11 protein-coding genes and 1 pseudogene (1 of these 12 only partly in view) are annotated in these 15,981 nt (G+C 72.3%); 3 read left to right on the top strand and 9 right to left on the bottom strand.

The annotated features are described in order from the left end of the window. Nucleotides 1-14: 14 nt before the first annotated feature. Complete coding sequence (locus KSK32_RS10285) at nucleotides 15-935, top strand: alpha/beta fold hydrolase (protein WP_216927911.1); 921 nt, start codon at nucleotides 15-17, stop codon at nucleotides 933-935. On the opposite strand, the gene fxsT is transcribed toward KSK32_RS10285, so the two are convergent. The 5 genes from fxsT to KSK32_RS10260 form a co-directional block, all read right to left on the bottom strand. Beyond that, nucleotides 913-4,848, bottom strand: a complete 3,936-nt coding sequence (gene fxsT, locus KSK32_RS10280; RefSeq protein ID WP_216927910.1) for an FxSxx-COOH system tetratricopeptide repeat protein — start codon at nucleotides 4,846-4,848, stop codon at nucleotides 913-915. The genes KSK32_RS10285 and fxsT overlap by 23 nt on opposite strands. Then, on the bottom strand, nucleotides 4,845-6,035 hold the full coding sequence (locus tag KSK32_RS10275) for a TIR-like protein FxsC (RefSeq protein ID WP_216927909.1): 1,191 nt from the start codon (nucleotides 6,033-6,035) through the stop codon (nucleotides 4,845-4,847). Before KSK32_RS10275 ends, fxsT begins: the two co-directional genes overlap by 4 nt. A gap of 93 nt (nucleotides 6,036-6,128) precedes the next feature. Further along, entirely contained in the window at nucleotides 6,129-6,968 is an 840-nt protein-coding gene (locus KSK32_RS10270; RefSeq protein ID WP_216927928.1) for an AAC(3) family N-acetyltransferase, read from the bottom strand. Next, nucleotides 6,965-9,271 (bottom strand): FxsB family cyclophane-forming radical SAM/SPASM peptide maturase, encoded by a 2,307-nt coding sequence (locus KSK32_RS10265; RefSeq protein ID WP_216927908.1) that lies wholly within the window; start codon nucleotides 9,269-9,271, stop codon nucleotides 6,965-6,967. Before KSK32_RS10265 ends, KSK32_RS10270 begins: the two co-directional genes overlap by 4 nt. A gap of 6 nt (nucleotides 9,272-9,277) precedes the next feature. Further along, the gene (locus tag KSK32_RS10260; RefSeq protein ID WP_167361554.1) at nucleotides 9,278-9,451 is read right to left on the bottom strand and encodes a hypothetical protein; all 174 of its coding nucleotides are present in this window, start codon (nucleotides 9,449-9,451) and stop codon (nucleotides 9,278-9,280) included. Between the two features lie 483 nt (nucleotides 9,452-9,934). Between KSK32_RS10260 and KSK32_RS10255 the strand changes: the two genes are divergently transcribed. Then, a complete protein-coding gene (locus tag KSK32_RS10255; RefSeq protein ID WP_216930726.1) occupies nucleotides 9,935-11,476 on the top strand; it encodes a non-reducing end alpha-L-arabinofuranosidase family hydrolase in 1,542 nt (513 codons plus the stop codon). Between the two features lie 128 nt (nucleotides 11,477-11,604). After that, nucleotides 11,605-11,766: pseudogene (locus tag KSK32_RS34160) on the top strand (DUF4287 domain-containing protein); the annotation flags it as partial. Nucleotides 11,767-11,901: 135 nt separating this feature from the next. Here the strand turns inward: KSK32_RS34160 and KSK32_RS10245 are convergent. The 4 genes from KSK32_RS10245 to KSK32_RS10230 all read right to left on the bottom strand — a co-directional run. Next, nucleotides 11,902-12,423: an alpha/beta hydrolase gene (locus KSK32_RS10245; protein ID WP_216927907.1), complete on the bottom strand. Its 522-nt coding sequence runs from the start codon at nucleotides 12,421-12,423 to the stop codon at nucleotides 11,902-11,904. Nucleotides 12,424-12,493: 70 nt separating this feature from the next. After that, entirely contained in the window at nucleotides 12,494-14,212 is a 1,719-nt protein-coding gene (gene argS / locus KSK32_RS10240; RefSeq protein WP_216930725.1) for an arginine--tRNA ligase, read from the bottom strand. Between the two features lie 270 nt (nucleotides 14,213-14,482). Further along, nucleotides 14,483-15,541 (bottom strand): tryptophan--tRNA ligase, encoded by a 1,059-nt coding sequence (trpS, locus tag KSK32_RS10235; protein ID WP_216930723.1) that lies wholly within the window; start codon nucleotides 15,539-15,541, stop codon nucleotides 14,483-14,485. Nucleotides 15,542-15,808: 267 nt separating this feature from the next. After that, nucleotides 15,809-15,981, bottom strand: partial view of a PRC-barrel domain-containing protein gene (locus KSK32_RS10230; RefSeq protein ID WP_216930721.1) — the final stretch only. The gene runs 271 nt beyond the window's last position; only the last 173 of its 444 coding nucleotides appear in the window; its start codon lies beyond the right edge, outside the window; it ends in the stop codon at nucleotides 15,809-15,811.

The raw sequence follows: 15,981 nt of genomic DNA, 5'->3' as shown, positions 1-15,981 counted from the left end.
TTCGGAGGCCCCGATTGGCACACTCGCCCCGGCACCGAGAGCACATCGTCCGGACGGGAAGGAGGAACCTGGCGGTCGACATCGCCGGGCAGGAACGCGGTTGGCCCGTGTTCCTGATGCACGGCACACCCGGCAGCCGCAACGGTCCACGACCACGGTCCATCGTGCTGCACCGGCTCGGCGTACGGCTGATCTCGTACGACCGGCCGGGTTACGGCGGTTCCAGCCGGCTGCCCGGCCGCCGGGTCGCGGACGCTGCGGCGGACGTCGCGGCCATCGCCGACGACCTGGGCCTGGACGGGTTCTCGGTGGTGGGGCGCTCCGGCGGCGGCCCGCACGCCCTGGCCTGCGCCGCGCTGCTGCCGGAGCGGGTACGGCGGACCGCCGTGCTGGTCGGTCTCGCCCCGGCCGGCGCGGCCGGGCTGGACTGGTTCGGTGGCATGACCGACGCCAACGTCCGGGACTACGGCGCCGCCGAGCACGACGTGCCGATGCTCGCCGAGCAGTTGCGGCTGCGGGCCGAGCGGACCATGGACGACCCGGGCTCGCTGCTGGCGGTGCTGGTCGAGCAGATGACCGCGGCCGACCGCCGGGTGGTGGCCGGTGTGCCGATCCGCCGTCAGCTGACCGACGCCTACGCCGAGGCGCTGCGCCAGGGGCCGCACGGCTGGATCGACGACGTGCTGGCGTTGCGCGCCGACTGGGGGATCACGCTCGCGGACATCCGGATGCCGGTCCGGCTGTGGCACGGCGCCGACGACAACTTCGCCCCGGCCAGCCACACCCGCTGGCTGGCCGAGAAGATCCCCGGCGCGCAACTGCACGTGCAGCCGCGCAGCGCGCACTTCGGCGCGGTGGAGGTGCTGCCGGAGATCCTCGCGTGGCTGGCCGACCCGGTGGAGCGGGCCGCGGTCAGATCGGATGCGGGTCGATGATGCGCCGCTGCAACCGGCTCTCCCGGACGGCCTCGACCGCCGGGTGGTTCTCACCCAGCCGGTAGGTCAGCTCGCGGGTGACCGCCTCCACCTCCGCCCGCCGGCCGTTCTCCACCCGCTCCTGCATCACCACCAGGTTCGCCCGGCAGCGCAGCGTGTTCGTGTGGTCGCGGCCGAGGATCCGGACCAGCCCGTCGTGGGCGCGCCCCAGCAGGCTCAGCGCCTCCAGGTCCGCGGCCTCCCGGCCCTCCGGCGGGTCGGGCTGTTCGGCGATGCAGATGCCCTGGTTCATCCAGCCGGAGAGCGGGTACGGGTGCCCGCTGCCGAGCACTCCGGCGAGCGCGTCGGCGGACCGGCCGGCGAGCTGCCGCGCCTCGGCGAAGTCCCCGGCGCGGCGGGCCACCATGGCGAGGTTGACCATGCAGACCAGGGTCAGCGGGTGCGCCGGGCCGAGGTTGCGCTGGTAGATGCGGTGTACCTCGGTGAGTTCCCGGCTGGCGCGCTGGAACAGGTCGACGGTGAGCAGGTTGATCGACAGGCTCAGCCGGCAGGTGAGCGTCTCCGGGTTGTCCGGCCCGAACCGCTCGTTCAGCAGCTCGTACGCGGCTTCGAGGAGCTTGCCCGCCTCGACCGCGTGCCCGGCCGCGCGCAGCGACACCGCCAGGTTCGTCTGCGTCCGCAGGGTGATCAGGTGTTCGGCCCCGGCCGTGTGCAGCAGATCCCGGTGGACGCTGCGCAGGCGGGTGACCGACTGCTCGAAGTCGCCCGCGTCGCGCATGTCGATGCCGACGTACGCGGAGGAGGCGAGCGTGTCCGGGTGGTTCTCCCCGAGGATCGCGCGGCGCCCGGCCAGCACCATCTCGTCGTTCTTGCGGGCCTCCCGGAAGTCGCCCATCAGGCGCTGGGTGCTGGCGAGGTTGTTGAGCGCGGCGAGGGTACGCGGGTGCTCCTCGGTGAAGTTCCGCTTCCACGCGTTGAACGTGATCTCGTCCAGACGCAGCGCCTCGTTGTACATGCCCATGCCGCGCAGGTCGCGGGCGAGCCCGCCGGCGGTCATCAGCGTGTGCGGGTGGTCCTCGCCGAGCAGGTCCCGCTGGGCCGTCAGCACCTCCTCGTCCAGCGCCCGGGACTCGGTGAACTGCCCGAGGAAGGCGAGGATGTTGGCGAGGTTGAACTGGAGGTGCAGCAACTGCCGGCGCAGGTCGTCGCGCGCCCGTGGGTCGGTCTCCTCCGCGAGCATCTGCTCCCAGGTCTGCGCGACCTCCTGCCCGAGCCGCCGGCCGGTCTCCAGGTCGCCGCGCAACTGGAGGTAGCGCACCCGGTCGATCATCAGGGCCCGCACCTCCACCTTGCGGCTCAGCGGCGCCTTGGACGCCTCCAGGTGCGGCCAGATGACCCGGAACCTTGGCCAGCCGTCGGGGTCGTCGACCTCGCCTTCCGGCCGGGCGGCGGCGAGCACCAGGTGGACCTGCTGGCGGGCCTCGTCGAGTTCCGCCTCCGTCATCCGGGACCGGACGGCGTGCTGGAGCAGGCGGTGCATGAGCACCAGGCCGCCCCGGCCCCGCTCACCGCCGGACGGGTTCTCGGCCCGCAGGTCGACCCGGACCAGGGCGAGCCGGTTCGCCTGCTGCACCAGTTGCTGCCGGACCAGCCGCTCCTTCGCCTGCGGGTGGAACGGCACCAGCGCCTCGGCGAACTCGTCGCTGTAGACGAGGTCGGCGGAGATCTCCGGCGCGAACACCGAGCAGAGTTGCAGCACCCGGTAGGCGGCCGGGTTGCGGGTCCGCAGGTGGTTGAGTGACAGCTCCCAGGTGGCCTCGACGGAGACGTTGCTGTTCGGCTCCATCACCGCGCCCGGCCCGAACCTGGCGATCTCGGTGAGGTAGCTGTCGACCGAGTGGCCGGTGTCGGCCAGCCAGGCCGCGGCGGCGGTGACAGCGATCGGCAGGTCACCGAGCAGGGCGGCGATCCGGTCGGCCTGGTCGACGCGCATGGTCGGCACCCGCTCGGTGAGGTGCTGGATGCTCTCCGCGCGCTTGAACACGTCGACCTGGACGGTGGTGGCCCGCTCCACCCACTGGAGGTTCCGGGACGTGATCAGGACGTGGCCCTTGCCGTCCGGCACGTACGGCAGGACGCCCTCGACCTCGTCCGCGTTGTCCATGATCAGCAGCCAGCGGAGGTCGGTGCGGCGCAGCGCCTGGAGCACCAGCCGGGCGTTCTCCCGGTTCGACTCCGACGACGGCACGCCCAGGTAGGGCGCGAGGTCACCGATGGCCGACTCGATGAACGGCACCTGGTCGGCGTCGATCCACCACACCATGTCGTACGCGGCGCGGTAGCGGTGGGCGTACTCCAGCGCGAGCTGGCTCTTGCCGATGCCGCCCATGCCCTGCAACGCCACCGGCCCGGTGCCGGAGAGCACCACCTTCGGGCTGCTGCGCAGCAGCGTCCGCAACTCGCGCAGGTCCGCCTCCCGCCCGGTGAAGCGCTTGTTCCGGCCCGGCACCTCGAACACCGTGTTGTCGCGGCCGGGGAACCGGGGACCGGTCGGCAGTTCCAGGTCGGCCGGCACCCCCTCGCGGCCGACCAGGCGCAGGATCCGCGCGGCGGCGGTCCGGGCCTCCAGGCCGGCCACCGAGACGGTGTGCGCGGCGGGCACGTTCGCCAGGCGCCGCACGTCCGCGACATACACGACGAGCGGCACCTGGTCGGGCGAGCGGTCCGGCGCGGCGAGCACCGCCTCCTCGCCGGCGTTGGACTCCGACACGATGATCAGCTCCCGGGCCGTCCGGGGCGTCTCGTCCTCGGCGAACCACGGATCGGTGACCCGGACGTCGGCCGAGACCAGCAGGTGCCCGATCCACTCCGCCCACACCCGGTCGTACGGGGCGTGCCGGAGCAGGATCTCGTTCTCCACCGAGTTGGAGGTACGGGTGAACCGGGCGTTGACCCGTTCGCGTACCGCGCTGCTCATCGGCGGCAGCGACTCCACCTCGCCCCGGGTGATCTCCCGGGCCAGCACCTCGTACGCGGACAGCAGCGAGCCGTTGACGCCGGGCTGGTCGGCGAACGTGGCGAGTAGTTCCTCGTACGCGTAGAACGCCTGGTAGGGCACCTGCATCCGGGCCCAGTACCGGTCCCGGTCGGCCTCGCTCATCCCGCTCGGCAGGCCGCTGAAGCGCTGGCGCGCCACCGCCCGCCCGGTGTCCGCCTTGACCTTCTCCGCCGGGTCGATCCGCATCGGCACGGGCAGCACCCGGATCCGCCGCGACCCGTAGCGGTGCTCGACCAGCCGCGCCACCTTCGCCGCGCCGGTGATGCCCTGCTCGCTGAGGGTGAAGCAGGTGACCAGCACGTCCGGCAGCTGGATGGTGCAGATGTCGGCGACGTCGGAGAACCCGGTCCGGCTGTCGATCAGCACGTAGTCGTAGTTGCGCTTCATGTCGGCGCGCAGCGCGTCGAAGAAGTAGCCGCCGCCCTGCCGCTCGTAGAACTCGTCCCAGTTCATCCCGGCGAGCGCGCCGGCGTAGTCGTTGTTCTGCTGGCCCGCGCCGAGGAAGTCGAGCGTCCCGTCGCCGGGGAAGTTGGACCAGTTCAGCGAGAACGAGTACTTGTGCACGCGGGCGTACTGCTCGTGCCAGCGGTCGTCGCCCTTGTCCTGCTTGGTGGTGGTCGCCCACTCGTACTCCCGGATCAGGTCGATCACCCCGCCGGTGCTCTCCAGCGCGTCCCGGTCGATGAACGGCGCGAAGAAGCGCGACAGGCCGGGGGACTCCAGGTCCCAGTCGACGGCGAGCACGCGCTTGCCGTTGGCGGCGAGGATCCAGGCGACGTTCGCCAGCGCCATCGTCCGGCCGGTGCCGCCCTTGTAGGAGTAGAAGGTGACGACCTGTCCCTCGCGTCGGGTCATGTGTCCACTCCCTCGTCGGGCGGCGGGTTCTCCCAGAGCCTGGGTTTGCTGATCGGCCGTCCCGGCGGCGGGTAGGCCGGTCTCGCCTCCAGGTAGCGGCGGCGCATCCGGTCGACCAGGCCGTGGATCCCGGCCCGCCAGTCGTCGTACGTGGTGATCGCCAGCGGGCGTGCCGCGGGCGGGAAGATCTCGATGGCCCGGTCGAGCAGCACCGCCGCGTGGGAGCGGCGGCCGGGCGCCGAGTCCTCGATGATCACCACGACGCCCACCCAGCGGTGCAGCGAGGCGACGGCCGCGCGGACGGCCTCCGCACCGTCCGGCGTCTCGACCACCCGAGGATCGATCATGAGTACGCCCGGGCAGCCCCGGAACAGCCCGGCGTCCGGCACGAAGTCGCGGACGTCGATCGGCATCCGCAGCCGCTGCACCGCGTCGGTCACGTCGTCGACGACCGGCGGCCGGTCGCGGAACGGGCGCCACCGTCCGGCGTGCGTGTCGGACCGCCCGTTGAGCCGGCCCGGGTCGGCCGGTTCCTCGGGCGCGATCACCACCGCCCGGAACGGCACCTCGCTCGTCGGGGACGACGGCAGGTCGGTCGGGCCGGTCGGCGGCTCGGCCGGTTGCAGCGGCGTCTGCTCGGCGGTCTCGACGATGTGCTGGGCGAGTCGGCCCAGCACCTCCTTGTAGGCGTGCTGGAACTTCTGGAGCCGGCAGAGCGCGCTCATGCCGTTCGCGGCGTACGCGTCCACGTCGGCGGCCATCGCCACGGCCCGGGCCTGGTCCGGCGCGTGCACGGCGGCGGGCGACGGGATCCACAGGACCGGCAGGATGTTGTCGCCGTCGGGCGGGCGGCCGGCCCGGATCAGCCGTTGCCGGAACCACTCCCGTTCCCGGCGGGAGTCGTCGCGGTTGAGGTAGTCCGGTGAGTACAACGGCACGAACACCTCGGCCTCGGCGAGCGCTGTGCGTTTTCGTTCCGTCCGGTCGTCCGGCGGCCGCACCATGAAGTCGGCGAAACCCTGCCGGCGTAACCGGTCGCCGGGCCGGCCGTCGATCGCCAGGTTGAGATCGTGGTAGAAGCGGCGGACCCAGTGGTCGCCCGGGGTGCGGTCGTTGTGCGTCGGTGGGGGGACGTAGCTGAGGAAGAAATAGGGCGGGCCCGGCAGCGCGGGCCGCTCAGAGGTCACGACGGCACGACCGTTCCACGGGAAGTGCGCCTGACCTCCAACCGTCAATGATCACGCGCTGCTCCCCGGTCGACACGATACGGCGCCTATCGATCAGGGTAGAGAGGTTGCGCTCGGGTTACCAGGCCCGCACCGTCCGATGTGGGCGTCCATCCAGGCGACGGCGGTGCGTACCGCGTCGGATATCGGCAGCAGCCGGGCCGGCGCGTCGCCGACCGTTCCGTGCCGGGTGAACGCCGCCCCGTCGAGTTCCGCGCCGATCACCGGAAAAGGGGCCGCATCCAGGTGCGGAGCCTCGAAGTCGAGCCGTTCCCGGCGGCCGTCGCGCAGCACATAGCAGCGGTACGGGCGACGCGGCGCCGGCCGGCGCAACCGGTACTCGGCGAGGTGCAGCGCGGTGCATGTCGCATAGCCGACACCGAGCAGCAGCGTCCACGCCCCGGCTGCCTCCAGGGCGGCCAGCGGGGACCGTTCTCCCAGATGGGAGTCCAGGTCGTGGATGCGCATCAGCTCCTGCGCCCGCGGCCCCCACGCGCTGAACGACGTCTGCGGGTGCCGGCTGCGGACCGCACCGGGCAGCCGGCGTACGTGCTCGGCGAACGCGCCGACCCCGAACGACGGTGTGACGGCCGGGTCGAAGCCGGGCATCCGGTCCTCGTACGCCAGACGTTCCTCGTCGGTCAGCCCGGCGGTCGCGGCGCGGTACGCGGCGCTGCTCACCGAGTTGTCGGGGGTCTGCGCCGGGACCACGACGGTGCCGGCCGGACCCACGGCCGTACGCAGCGCCCTGGCCAGGGCGCCCGCGCCGCCGTCGACCGGTCCGAGGGTGCGCAGGGAACAGTGCACGAGCACCACGTCACCGGGGCCGAGCCCGAGCGCGCGCAGGTCGGCGGCGAGCGTGCCGGCCCGGTACGCGGTCGGCGCGGCGGTCACGACGGCCACCCGGACATCGAGCGGGCGACCTGCCGGACCAGCCGCGAGCCGGCCGGGGTGAGCGCGTCCGCCCGTTGCAGCGCGCCGATCGCCTCGGCCGTCCAGTCGCGGTACCGCCGGTAGACCGCCTGCGCGCCGTCGACCTGACGGTCGGCCCGGATCCGCCAGATGCCGGCCACCGCCGCGTGCGCGTAGATGCCGTGCAGGACGGCCTCCGCGGGCCGCGGGTCGGGCCGCCAGCCGACTGTGATGTCGATCGGCCGGGTGCCGTCGACCAGGTCGCAGACGTCCAGCAGCGCGTTCATCTTGCTGTGCTGGAACTCGTGCACGAGCAGCACCGCGAGTGACCCGGCGTCGGTCTCCGTGGCCGCGACACCGCCGAACGCCTGCCGCGCGGTCGACGCCTCGCTGACACCCGCGCCGCTGCGCCGCAACGGGACCACGGCCCGCAAACCGGTACGCAGTTCCTCGGCGTGGCCCGGCACCTCGTCCCGGATCACCTGCCACGCCGCCGCGAACGTCTCGGCCCAGCGCGCGGCCCCGGCGTCGTCGAGCCGGTCACCGGCGGGCAGCCGGTGGCAGTCGCGGTGCGGGTCACCGTCCTCCAGCAGGACGCTCACGTCCGGCGCGGCGAGTACGCGGGCCGGCCACCACCTCGGCGCATCGCCGGGGGTTCCGGGCCGGATCACCGCTGTCACCTCCCCGGCGGTCACCCGCAGCGAACCCGGGCCGGTCTCGACCCGTGCGGTGCCGTCGCCCACCTCGGGCAGCAGGACGGTGCCCACCGTCGGCAGGTGCAGGCGGCCGGACCGCACCGGCACGTCGAGGCGTACCGGGGTGCCGGTGTCGAGCGCGGCGGCGACGGCGAGCGCGCTGAGGTAGTCCGGTCCCTGCCGGGCGCCGGTGCCGGTGCCGGCGAGGCAGTCGACAGCCCAGGCCCGCACGTACGGATGGGCCGCGATCCGGGCGACGGACTCCGGCGCACCGCGGTCGAGGGCGGTCAGCGCCGCCCAGCCGTCGGCTCCGGCCCCACCCGCCGGCAGCCGGTCGGCCACCTCGGCGAGAAGCGCGCGGACGATGGCGATCTGTGCCTCCACGAGCCGGCCGATGGCGACCCGGTCGCCGGTCAGGGCCGCGAGGCGGTCGATGAAGTCGTCGGGCAGGCCGGCGTCGAGCCGGACGGGTGCCGGTGGGTTCTCGTTCACGTGCACGACCAGCTCTTTCAGATCGGCGCAGTAGACACTCGGATGGTCGAAGTGCCCGGCGCCGTACCGATGGGCGAAGAGTCCGCCGCCGCACTGGTCGACCACCGGGCACCGCCGGCACTCGTCGCTGAGCCCGGCCCGGCCGGAGCGGCGGCGGGCCAGGAGCGGGCTGGCCGCCACGTCGTCGGCCGCGTGCGAGAAGACGGTCATGCCGGTGGCCGGCGCGCCGTCGTACGCGGTCTTGAGCGAGTCTGCCTGCTCCCACTCGCCGTCGGTCTCGATCACCGCCAGGTCGACCGGGTCGAGACCGAGCCACTCGGTGCCGCTGGGTCCGCCCGTAGCGGTGGACAGCAGCGAGTCGAAGAGGCGCACGGAGACCGGCCGTCCGTCGGCCCGCCAGCGGTCGTAGACGGCGCGCAGCCAGCCCGCGTACGCGGTGTCGCCGCCGGCCGGTCGCCACGGCGGGTCGTCCCAGGTGGCGTGCGGGAGCAGGAAGTCGATCCGCGGGGGCTCCTGGGCGAGCAGGGACTCGTACACCGCGATCGGGTCGTTGCGCACGTCCACGGTGCACAGCAGGCCGGAGTAGATCCGCCGGTACGCCGGGCGGCGCAGCATGGCGAGCGCGCGCAGCACCTGGTCGTAGCTGCCGGCGCCGGACCGGAAGCGCCGGTGCCGGTCGTTGGCGGCCCGGTCGCCGTCGAGCGACACGCCGACCGCGACGTCGTGGTCGGCGAGCAGGTCGCAGAGCCGCTCGGTGAGCAGGACGCCGTTGGTCTGCATGCCGAGCCGGAGCCGGGTGACCGGGGCGATGACCCGCCGGAGGCCCGCGAGCACGTCGCCCAGTCGCTCGGCGCCGAGCAGCAGCGGTTCCCCGCCGTGCAGGATGACAGTGACGTCCGGCAGGTCGTGGGCCGCGGCGTGTTCGGCGATCCGCCCGGCCGCGGCCCGGAGCACCTCCGGCGTCATCCGCACCGGGCGGCGGCGCCAGCTCTGGTCGGCGTGTTCGTAGACGTAGCAGTGGTCGCACGCCAGGTCACACCTGGCGTGCACCTTGAGGACGAACTCGGTGAGCGCCGCGCGGGCGGGCCCCGGAGGCATCGCGGATCAGATGAACGACGAGAACTTCGCCGCCGGGATGCGGGTCTGATCGAGGTGAGCCGCCATCACCCGGCGCACGATGGGGGAGATGTCCGCGGCGGACAGCCGGTCGAGCGGCTCCGCGCGGACCCTGCCCAGCGAGACCGGGGGCTCATCCTGGCGCACGGGTGCGGTTGTCATGAGTGTTCCTTAGGTTCGTGAATGCGCCGGCCGAGCACAGCGGCGACGGCCAACCTAGTGGCTTCAGGGATCCAGCGCCATCGACCCACCGGTGGGGAGAGGGTGCCTTTTGGACGGTTCGCCGGCCGGCGTCGTCGTCGCCCGGGGAGCGACCGTAAGGGATCAATTATGCGCCTTTTTGCCCATCTAGACCACGAATCGAAAGTTCAGACTTTGCCAGAAATCGTCCACCCCGATCCCCTGGTCAGCCGAGGGGCGATCTCCTGCACCTCCTCTCACGGTCCTGCCGCTTGAGGCGCCTGCCATCCATCGACTGTTACGACTTGACGAACGGCGTGTTATCGCTCACAGTCGATGGCGTAGGGCGGTGCTTTCGGCGGCTCACCGGGCGGGCGCGGATGGTCGCGTGGCAGGCCGGGTGTGGGATCAGTGCGCTTCGACTAACTGTTAGCGCTCACAACATGTCTGATCTGAGGGAGGAACATGTTTGCTTTCGGCAGGTCCCCATCGACTGTGTCGCCGCCACGACGGCGCGGATGGCTGCCGCGGGTCGTCGCCACGGGGGCGGCAGCGGTACTGGTCGGCGCCGGCGCCGTGGCGGTCGTGTCCGCGCCCGCAGCCGCCGCGAGCGTCGACACGAACGCCTGGTACGTCCTGGTCAACCGCAACAGCGGCAAGGCCCTCGACGTCTACAACCTGGCCACCAACGACGGCGCGCGGATCGTGCAGTGGTCGCGCAACAACGGCAACCAGCAGCAGTGGCAGTTCGTCGACTCCGGCGGCGGCTACTACCGGCTGAAGTCCCGGCTGTCCGGCAAGGTGCTCGACGTCTACAACTGGTCGACCGCCAACGGCGGCAGCATCGTGCAGTGGTCCGACCTCAACGGGACCAACCAGCAGTTCCGGCTGGCCGACTCCGACAGCGGCTACGTCCGGCTGATCAGCCGCCACAGCAACAAGGTGGTGGAGGTGCAGGGCGCCTCGACCGCCGACGGCGGAAGCATCGTCCAATACGACGACTGGAACGGCGCCAACCAGCAGTGGCAGCTCGTGCGCGTCGACGGTGGCGGCGGCAACCCCACCACACCGCCTCCGACCACGCCGCCGCCGGGTGGTACGTGCAATCTGCCGTCGTCGTACCGGTGGTCGTCGACGGGTGTGTTGGCACAGCCGCGGTCGGGGTGGGTGTCGTTGAAGGACTTCACCGTGGTGCCGTACAACGGGCAGCATCTGGTGTACGCGACGACGCACGACTACGGGTCGTCGTGGGGGTCGATGAACTTCGGCCTGTTCTCGAACTGGTCGCAGATGGCCTCCGCGTCGCAGAACGCGATGTCCTCGGGCACGGTGGCGCCGACGTTGTTCTACTTCGCGCCGCGTAGCATCTGGGTGCTGGCCTACCAGTGGGGACCGACCGCGTTCTCGTACCGCACCTCGACGAACCCGACGAACCCGAACGGGTGGTCGTCGGCGCAGCCGTTGTTCACCGGCAGCATCTCCGGTTCCGGTACCGGTCCGATCGACCAGACGCTGATCGCCGACGACCAGAACATGTACCTGTTCTTCGCCGGTGACAACGGCAAGATCTACCGCTCCAGCATGCCGATCGGGAACTTCCCGGGCAGCTTCGGGTCGAACTACACCACGATCATGAGCGATTCGACGAACAACCTGTTCGAGGCCGTGCAGGTCTACAAACTGCAGGGCCAGACCCGCTACCTGATGATCGTCGAGGCGATCGGCTCCCAGGGCCGCTACTTCCGGTCCTTCACCGCCACCAGCCTGGGCGGTACGTGGACCCCGCAGGCGGCCACCGAGTCCAACCCGTTCGCCGGCAAGGCCAACAGCGGCGCGACCTGGACCAACGACATCAGCCACGGCGAACTGATCCGCACCACCGCCGACCAGACCTTCACCGTCGACCCCTGCAACCTCCAACTGCTCTACCAGGGCCGCTCCCCCAACTCCGGCGGCGACTACGGCCTCCTGCCCTACCGCCCCGGACTCCTCACCCTCCAGCGCTGAGCGCGTACCCCGAGATCCGGAGAGCCCGGCCCGCGACCACGCGGGCCGGGCTCTCCGGCGTCTCGCCCGATCGTTGCCCTGGAGGCAACGATGGTGGCGCGGTCCGTCGTTGATCGGGACGCCCCGACCGGGACGAGTACGGCCTCGGCCGGGGACACGCGATGGCCCTCGTCCACGTGATCAAGAACGGGCCGGAGATCAGCGCCAAGCACGTCGGCTCCACGGGCTCCCACCGCGACGACAGCGACACGCTGTGGCTGGACGGCAGGGCCACCCGGCCGTCAACCTAGCGAGAGCCGTCTATCATTCCCGCCATGGGAGCGATCAAGCCGTGGCACCTGTCCGTCCTGGCGCTCTGCTGCCTGCTGCCGCTCATCGCGGCAGTGGTGGCGGTGGTGTGGACCCGGCGGAGTCGCCGCTGACCGTCAGCGGCCGGCGGCGAACTCCTCCACCGCCGTGCAGACCCGGCCGAGCGCCTCGGCCGAGGCCGCCAGCGGGCCGGGCACCATCATCGAGTGGTCGGCGTCGACGACCTCCACCACGTACGGGGTCAGCCGGCGCGCCACCGCACCGTCCCAGACCCGGTCGGCGGTGCCGCCGGCCAGCAGGAACGGCGCGGTGGCCCGGCCCAGCGGCTCCCGTACCGCGGGGTCGGTCAGCAGCGGCGTCAGCCAGACCGCCGGGATGCCCCGGTCGGCTGCCAGCGGCGCGGCGAAACTGCCGAGCGACTTGCCCACGAGCAGATCCACCCCGGCGTCGAGGACCGGGTCCAGCTGCTCGGCGACCCACTCCGGCGCGCTGTCGAGGCGCAGATCCCCGATCGACCGCCAGGTGACCTCGTGCACGTCGAAGCCGAGCCGGCGCAACGCCTCACCGATGTAGACGAAGAGCGGGCCCCGGGTGTCGTAGCCACGTCCCGGAGCGAGTACCGCGCGCCGATCCGCCATGGTCGCCTCCCTCTCGTTCGATCGATGCGTCACGCTAGCCGCCGCACGGGCTTCCGGTGACCCCTCGGCCTCACAGCCGCTCGGGGGTACGGATGCCGAGCAGGTCCAGGCCCTGCCGCAGGACCCGCCCGGTCAGCTCGCACAGCACGAGCCGGCTCTCCCGGACCGGCCCCTCCGCCCGCAGCACCGGGCAGCGCTCGTAGAACGCACTGAACGCGACCGCGAGCCGGTGCAGGTAGGCGGTCAGCCGGTGGAACTCCAGGCCGCCCGCCACCTCCTCGACCACCGCGGCGAAGCCGGCCAGCTCCATGGCGAGCGCCCGCTCGGCCGGCTCGGCGAGCGAGACCTCCGCGTCCGGCCGCGCCGCCGCGCCGGCCCGCCGGAAGATCGACCGGACCCGGGAGTACGCGTACTGGAGGTACGGCGCGGTGTTCCCGTCCAGCGACAGCATCCGCTCCCAGTCCAGCACGTAGTCCTTGTGCCGGTCGCCGGACAGGTCGGCGTACTTGATCGCGCCGACGCCGACCGCGCGTCCCACCTCGGCGGCCTCCGCCTCGCCCAGCTCCGGGTTGCGCTCCCGGGCCAGCGCGGTGGCCCGCCCCACCGCCTCGGTGAGCAACTCGACCAGCTTCACCGACCCGCCGGCCCGGCTGCGCAGCATCCGCCCGTCCGGGCCGAGGATCGAGCCGAACCCGACGTGCTCGGCCCGCACCGGTGCGGCCAGCCAGCCGGCCTGCGCGGCGACCGCGAACACCATCTCGAAGTGCCGCCGCTGCGGCAGCCCGACCACGTAGAGCAGCCGGGTCGCGCCGAGCGCGCCGGTCCGGTGCCGCAGCGCGGCCAGATCCGTGGCCGGGTAGCCGTACCCGCCGTCGGACTTGCGCACGATCAGCGGCAGCGGCTCCCCGTCGCGACCCACCGAACCGGGCGGGAACACGCAGTCCGCGCCGTCGCTGCGCCGCAGCAGCCCGAGCCGGTCCAGTTCCCCGACCGTCGGCGCGAGCTGGTCGTGGTAGCTGCTCTCGCCCCGGAAGTCGTCGCCGGTCAGCGTCACGTCGAGCAGGTCGTACACGGTCAGGAAGTAGCTCTCCGACTGTGTCACCAGCAGCCGCCACAGCCGCAGCGTCGCCGGGTCGCCGCCCTGCAACGCCACCACCCGCTGCCGCGCCCGCTCCCGGAACGCCTCGTCGTCGTCGAACTTCGACCGCGCCGCCTTGTAGAACCCGTCCAGGTCACCCATCGACAGCTCCTGGGCCGCCCCGGCCTCGCCCAGGTCGAGCAGGTGCTCGATCAGCATGCCGAACGGTGTGCCCCAGTCGCCGAGGTGATTCGCGCGCAGCACCCGGTGCCCCAGCCACTCCAGCGTCCGCGCCGCCGCGTCCCCGATCACCGTCGACCGCAGGTGCCCGACGTGCATCTCCTTCGCCACGTTCGGCCCCGAGTAGTCGACCACCACCGTCTCCGGCTCGGCCGCCACCGGCACGCCGAGCCGCGGGTCGGCGGCCATCGCGGACACCAGCCCGCCGAGCGCGTGCCCGGCCACCGTGAGGTTCAGGAAACCAGGCCCGGACACCTCGACCGCCGCGCAGAGGTCGGCCAGCGCCGCGCGCTCCCGTACCTCCGCGGCGATCTCCCGCGGCGGGCGGCCGAGCCGCCGGGCCAGCCCCAGTGCCGCGTCGGACTGGAAGTCCGCGTGCTGCGAACGCCGCACGGCCGGGTCCACCGGCACGCCGGCCACCGCCGCGAACGCCGGCGCCAGCCGGTCGCTGAGCAACTTTTCAAGATCCATGAGTACGCCGATCTCGCTGTGGATCCGCCGCGCGGATCACCTGACGGGAACGCGACGGCGGAGCGAGGGCGATCGATGACGACCGGCGGCTCGATCCGCCGGTCGCAGGAGGGGAAGGCTCAGCGCAGGCGGTCGCGGGACCGCCGGCGTCGCAGCGCGCCGAGCCGGACGTCGGAGGACGTCATCGGGTACGCGTGCGAGCTGGCCATGCCGCCAGCGTAACCGGCCGGTCCGGGGTCGGCGCAAGCGCGTACCCCGGACCGGCTGTGGTCAGGCCGAGGTGGCGACGGCCTTGCGGTAGCGCTCGGCCCGGCGTCGCACCTGGGTGTACGCGCTGCTCAGGCCCATCGCCCGGCGGACCTCGACGAGCGTGCGGCGCACCTGCTCGCGGGTCCGCTCGGTGCCGGTGACGATCAGTTCGTCGACCAGTCCGGGCTGCGCCTCGAAGCGGGCCCGGCGCTCCCGGATCGGGTCCAGGAACCGGTTGAGCGCCGTCGCCAGTGTCTCCTTGACCTCCAGGTCGCCGACCTGGCCGGCCCGGTAGCGGGCCTTGAACTCCGCCACCTGCGCCCGGTCCGGGTTGAAGGCGTCGTGGAACTCGAAGACCGGGTTCCCCTCCACGGTGCCGGGGACGTCGGCGCGGACCCGGTTCGGGTCGGTGTACATCCCCATCACCTTGCGGCGCACCGTCGCCGCGTCGTCGGAGAGCGCGATCGCGTTCCCCTTGCTCTTGCTCATCTTCCCGGCCCCGTCGGTGCCGACCAGCGTGGGTGTGGCCGACATGAGCATCTCGGGCACCGGGAAGACCTCGCCGTAGAGGTGGTTGAACCGCCGGGCGATCTCCCGGGTGACCTCGACGTGCGCCGCGTTGTCCTTCCCGACCGGCACGACCTGCCCCTTCACGCAGAGGATGTCGGCGGCTTGGAGGACCGGATAGCCGAGCAGGCCGTACGGCATCTCGTCCTTGCCGGCGTCCCGGGTCATCTCCTTCAGCGACGGCACCCGTTCCAGCCGGGGCACCGTGATGAGGTTCTGGAACAGCGTGTTCAGGTCACCGACCTCGGGGATCGCGGACTGGAGATAGAACGTCGCCCGTTCCGGCTCCACCCCGGCGGCGAGGATGTCGGTGACCATCTCGCGGGCGTTGTGCGCCACCTGCTCGATGTCCGCGCGGCTGTTACGCGTGGTGAGCATGTGCAGGTCGGCGATGATGAAGAAGCTCTCGTAGCGCTGGTGCAGCCGCACCCGGTTGGCGATGCTGCCCACGTAGTGGCCGAGGTGCAGCCGCCCGGTCGGGCGGTCGCCGGTGAGCATGCGTGCAGAGGACATGGTCGTACGCCTTTCGTGCCTTCGCTGGCGGGGAAACGCGACCCGGGTCGCCCAGGTCGGTGGTGCGGGCTCGTCAGAACGAGCGCCGCCATCGCCCGCCGGCGCGGAAACGGAGTCCGCCGGCACGGAGTACGTCGAGGATCTGCTCCCGGCCGTCGACAGCGTGGCCCGTTAGACCGCTACGGGCCTCCGGGAGGCAGCTGCGCGGCCGGACCATGACTCACACGGTAACCGCTCACCGAACCGCGCCGCTGCCTCCTGCCGTGCTCACTGCTGTCGATAGCTCTCCGTGTAGTAGCTGCCGACCCGCTCCCGGTACTCGGGGTGCGCGAAGTGGTCCGGGTCGAACGCCGGCGACTCCTTCACCTGCTCCCGGGTGCGGTCCACGTGCACGACGCGGTCCAGGTGGTCGACCTGCGCCACCGTGCCGGCCGGCAGCA

This window comes from Micromonospora sp. WMMB482, assembly GCF_019038635.1.
GTDB classification, from domain to species: Bacteria; Actinomycetota; Actinomycetes; order Mycobacteriales; family Micromonosporaceae; genus Micromonospora; species Micromonospora marina.
Note: the sequence above shows the minus strand (reverse complement) of the source record. Positions and strands in the feature narration are given on the sequence as shown.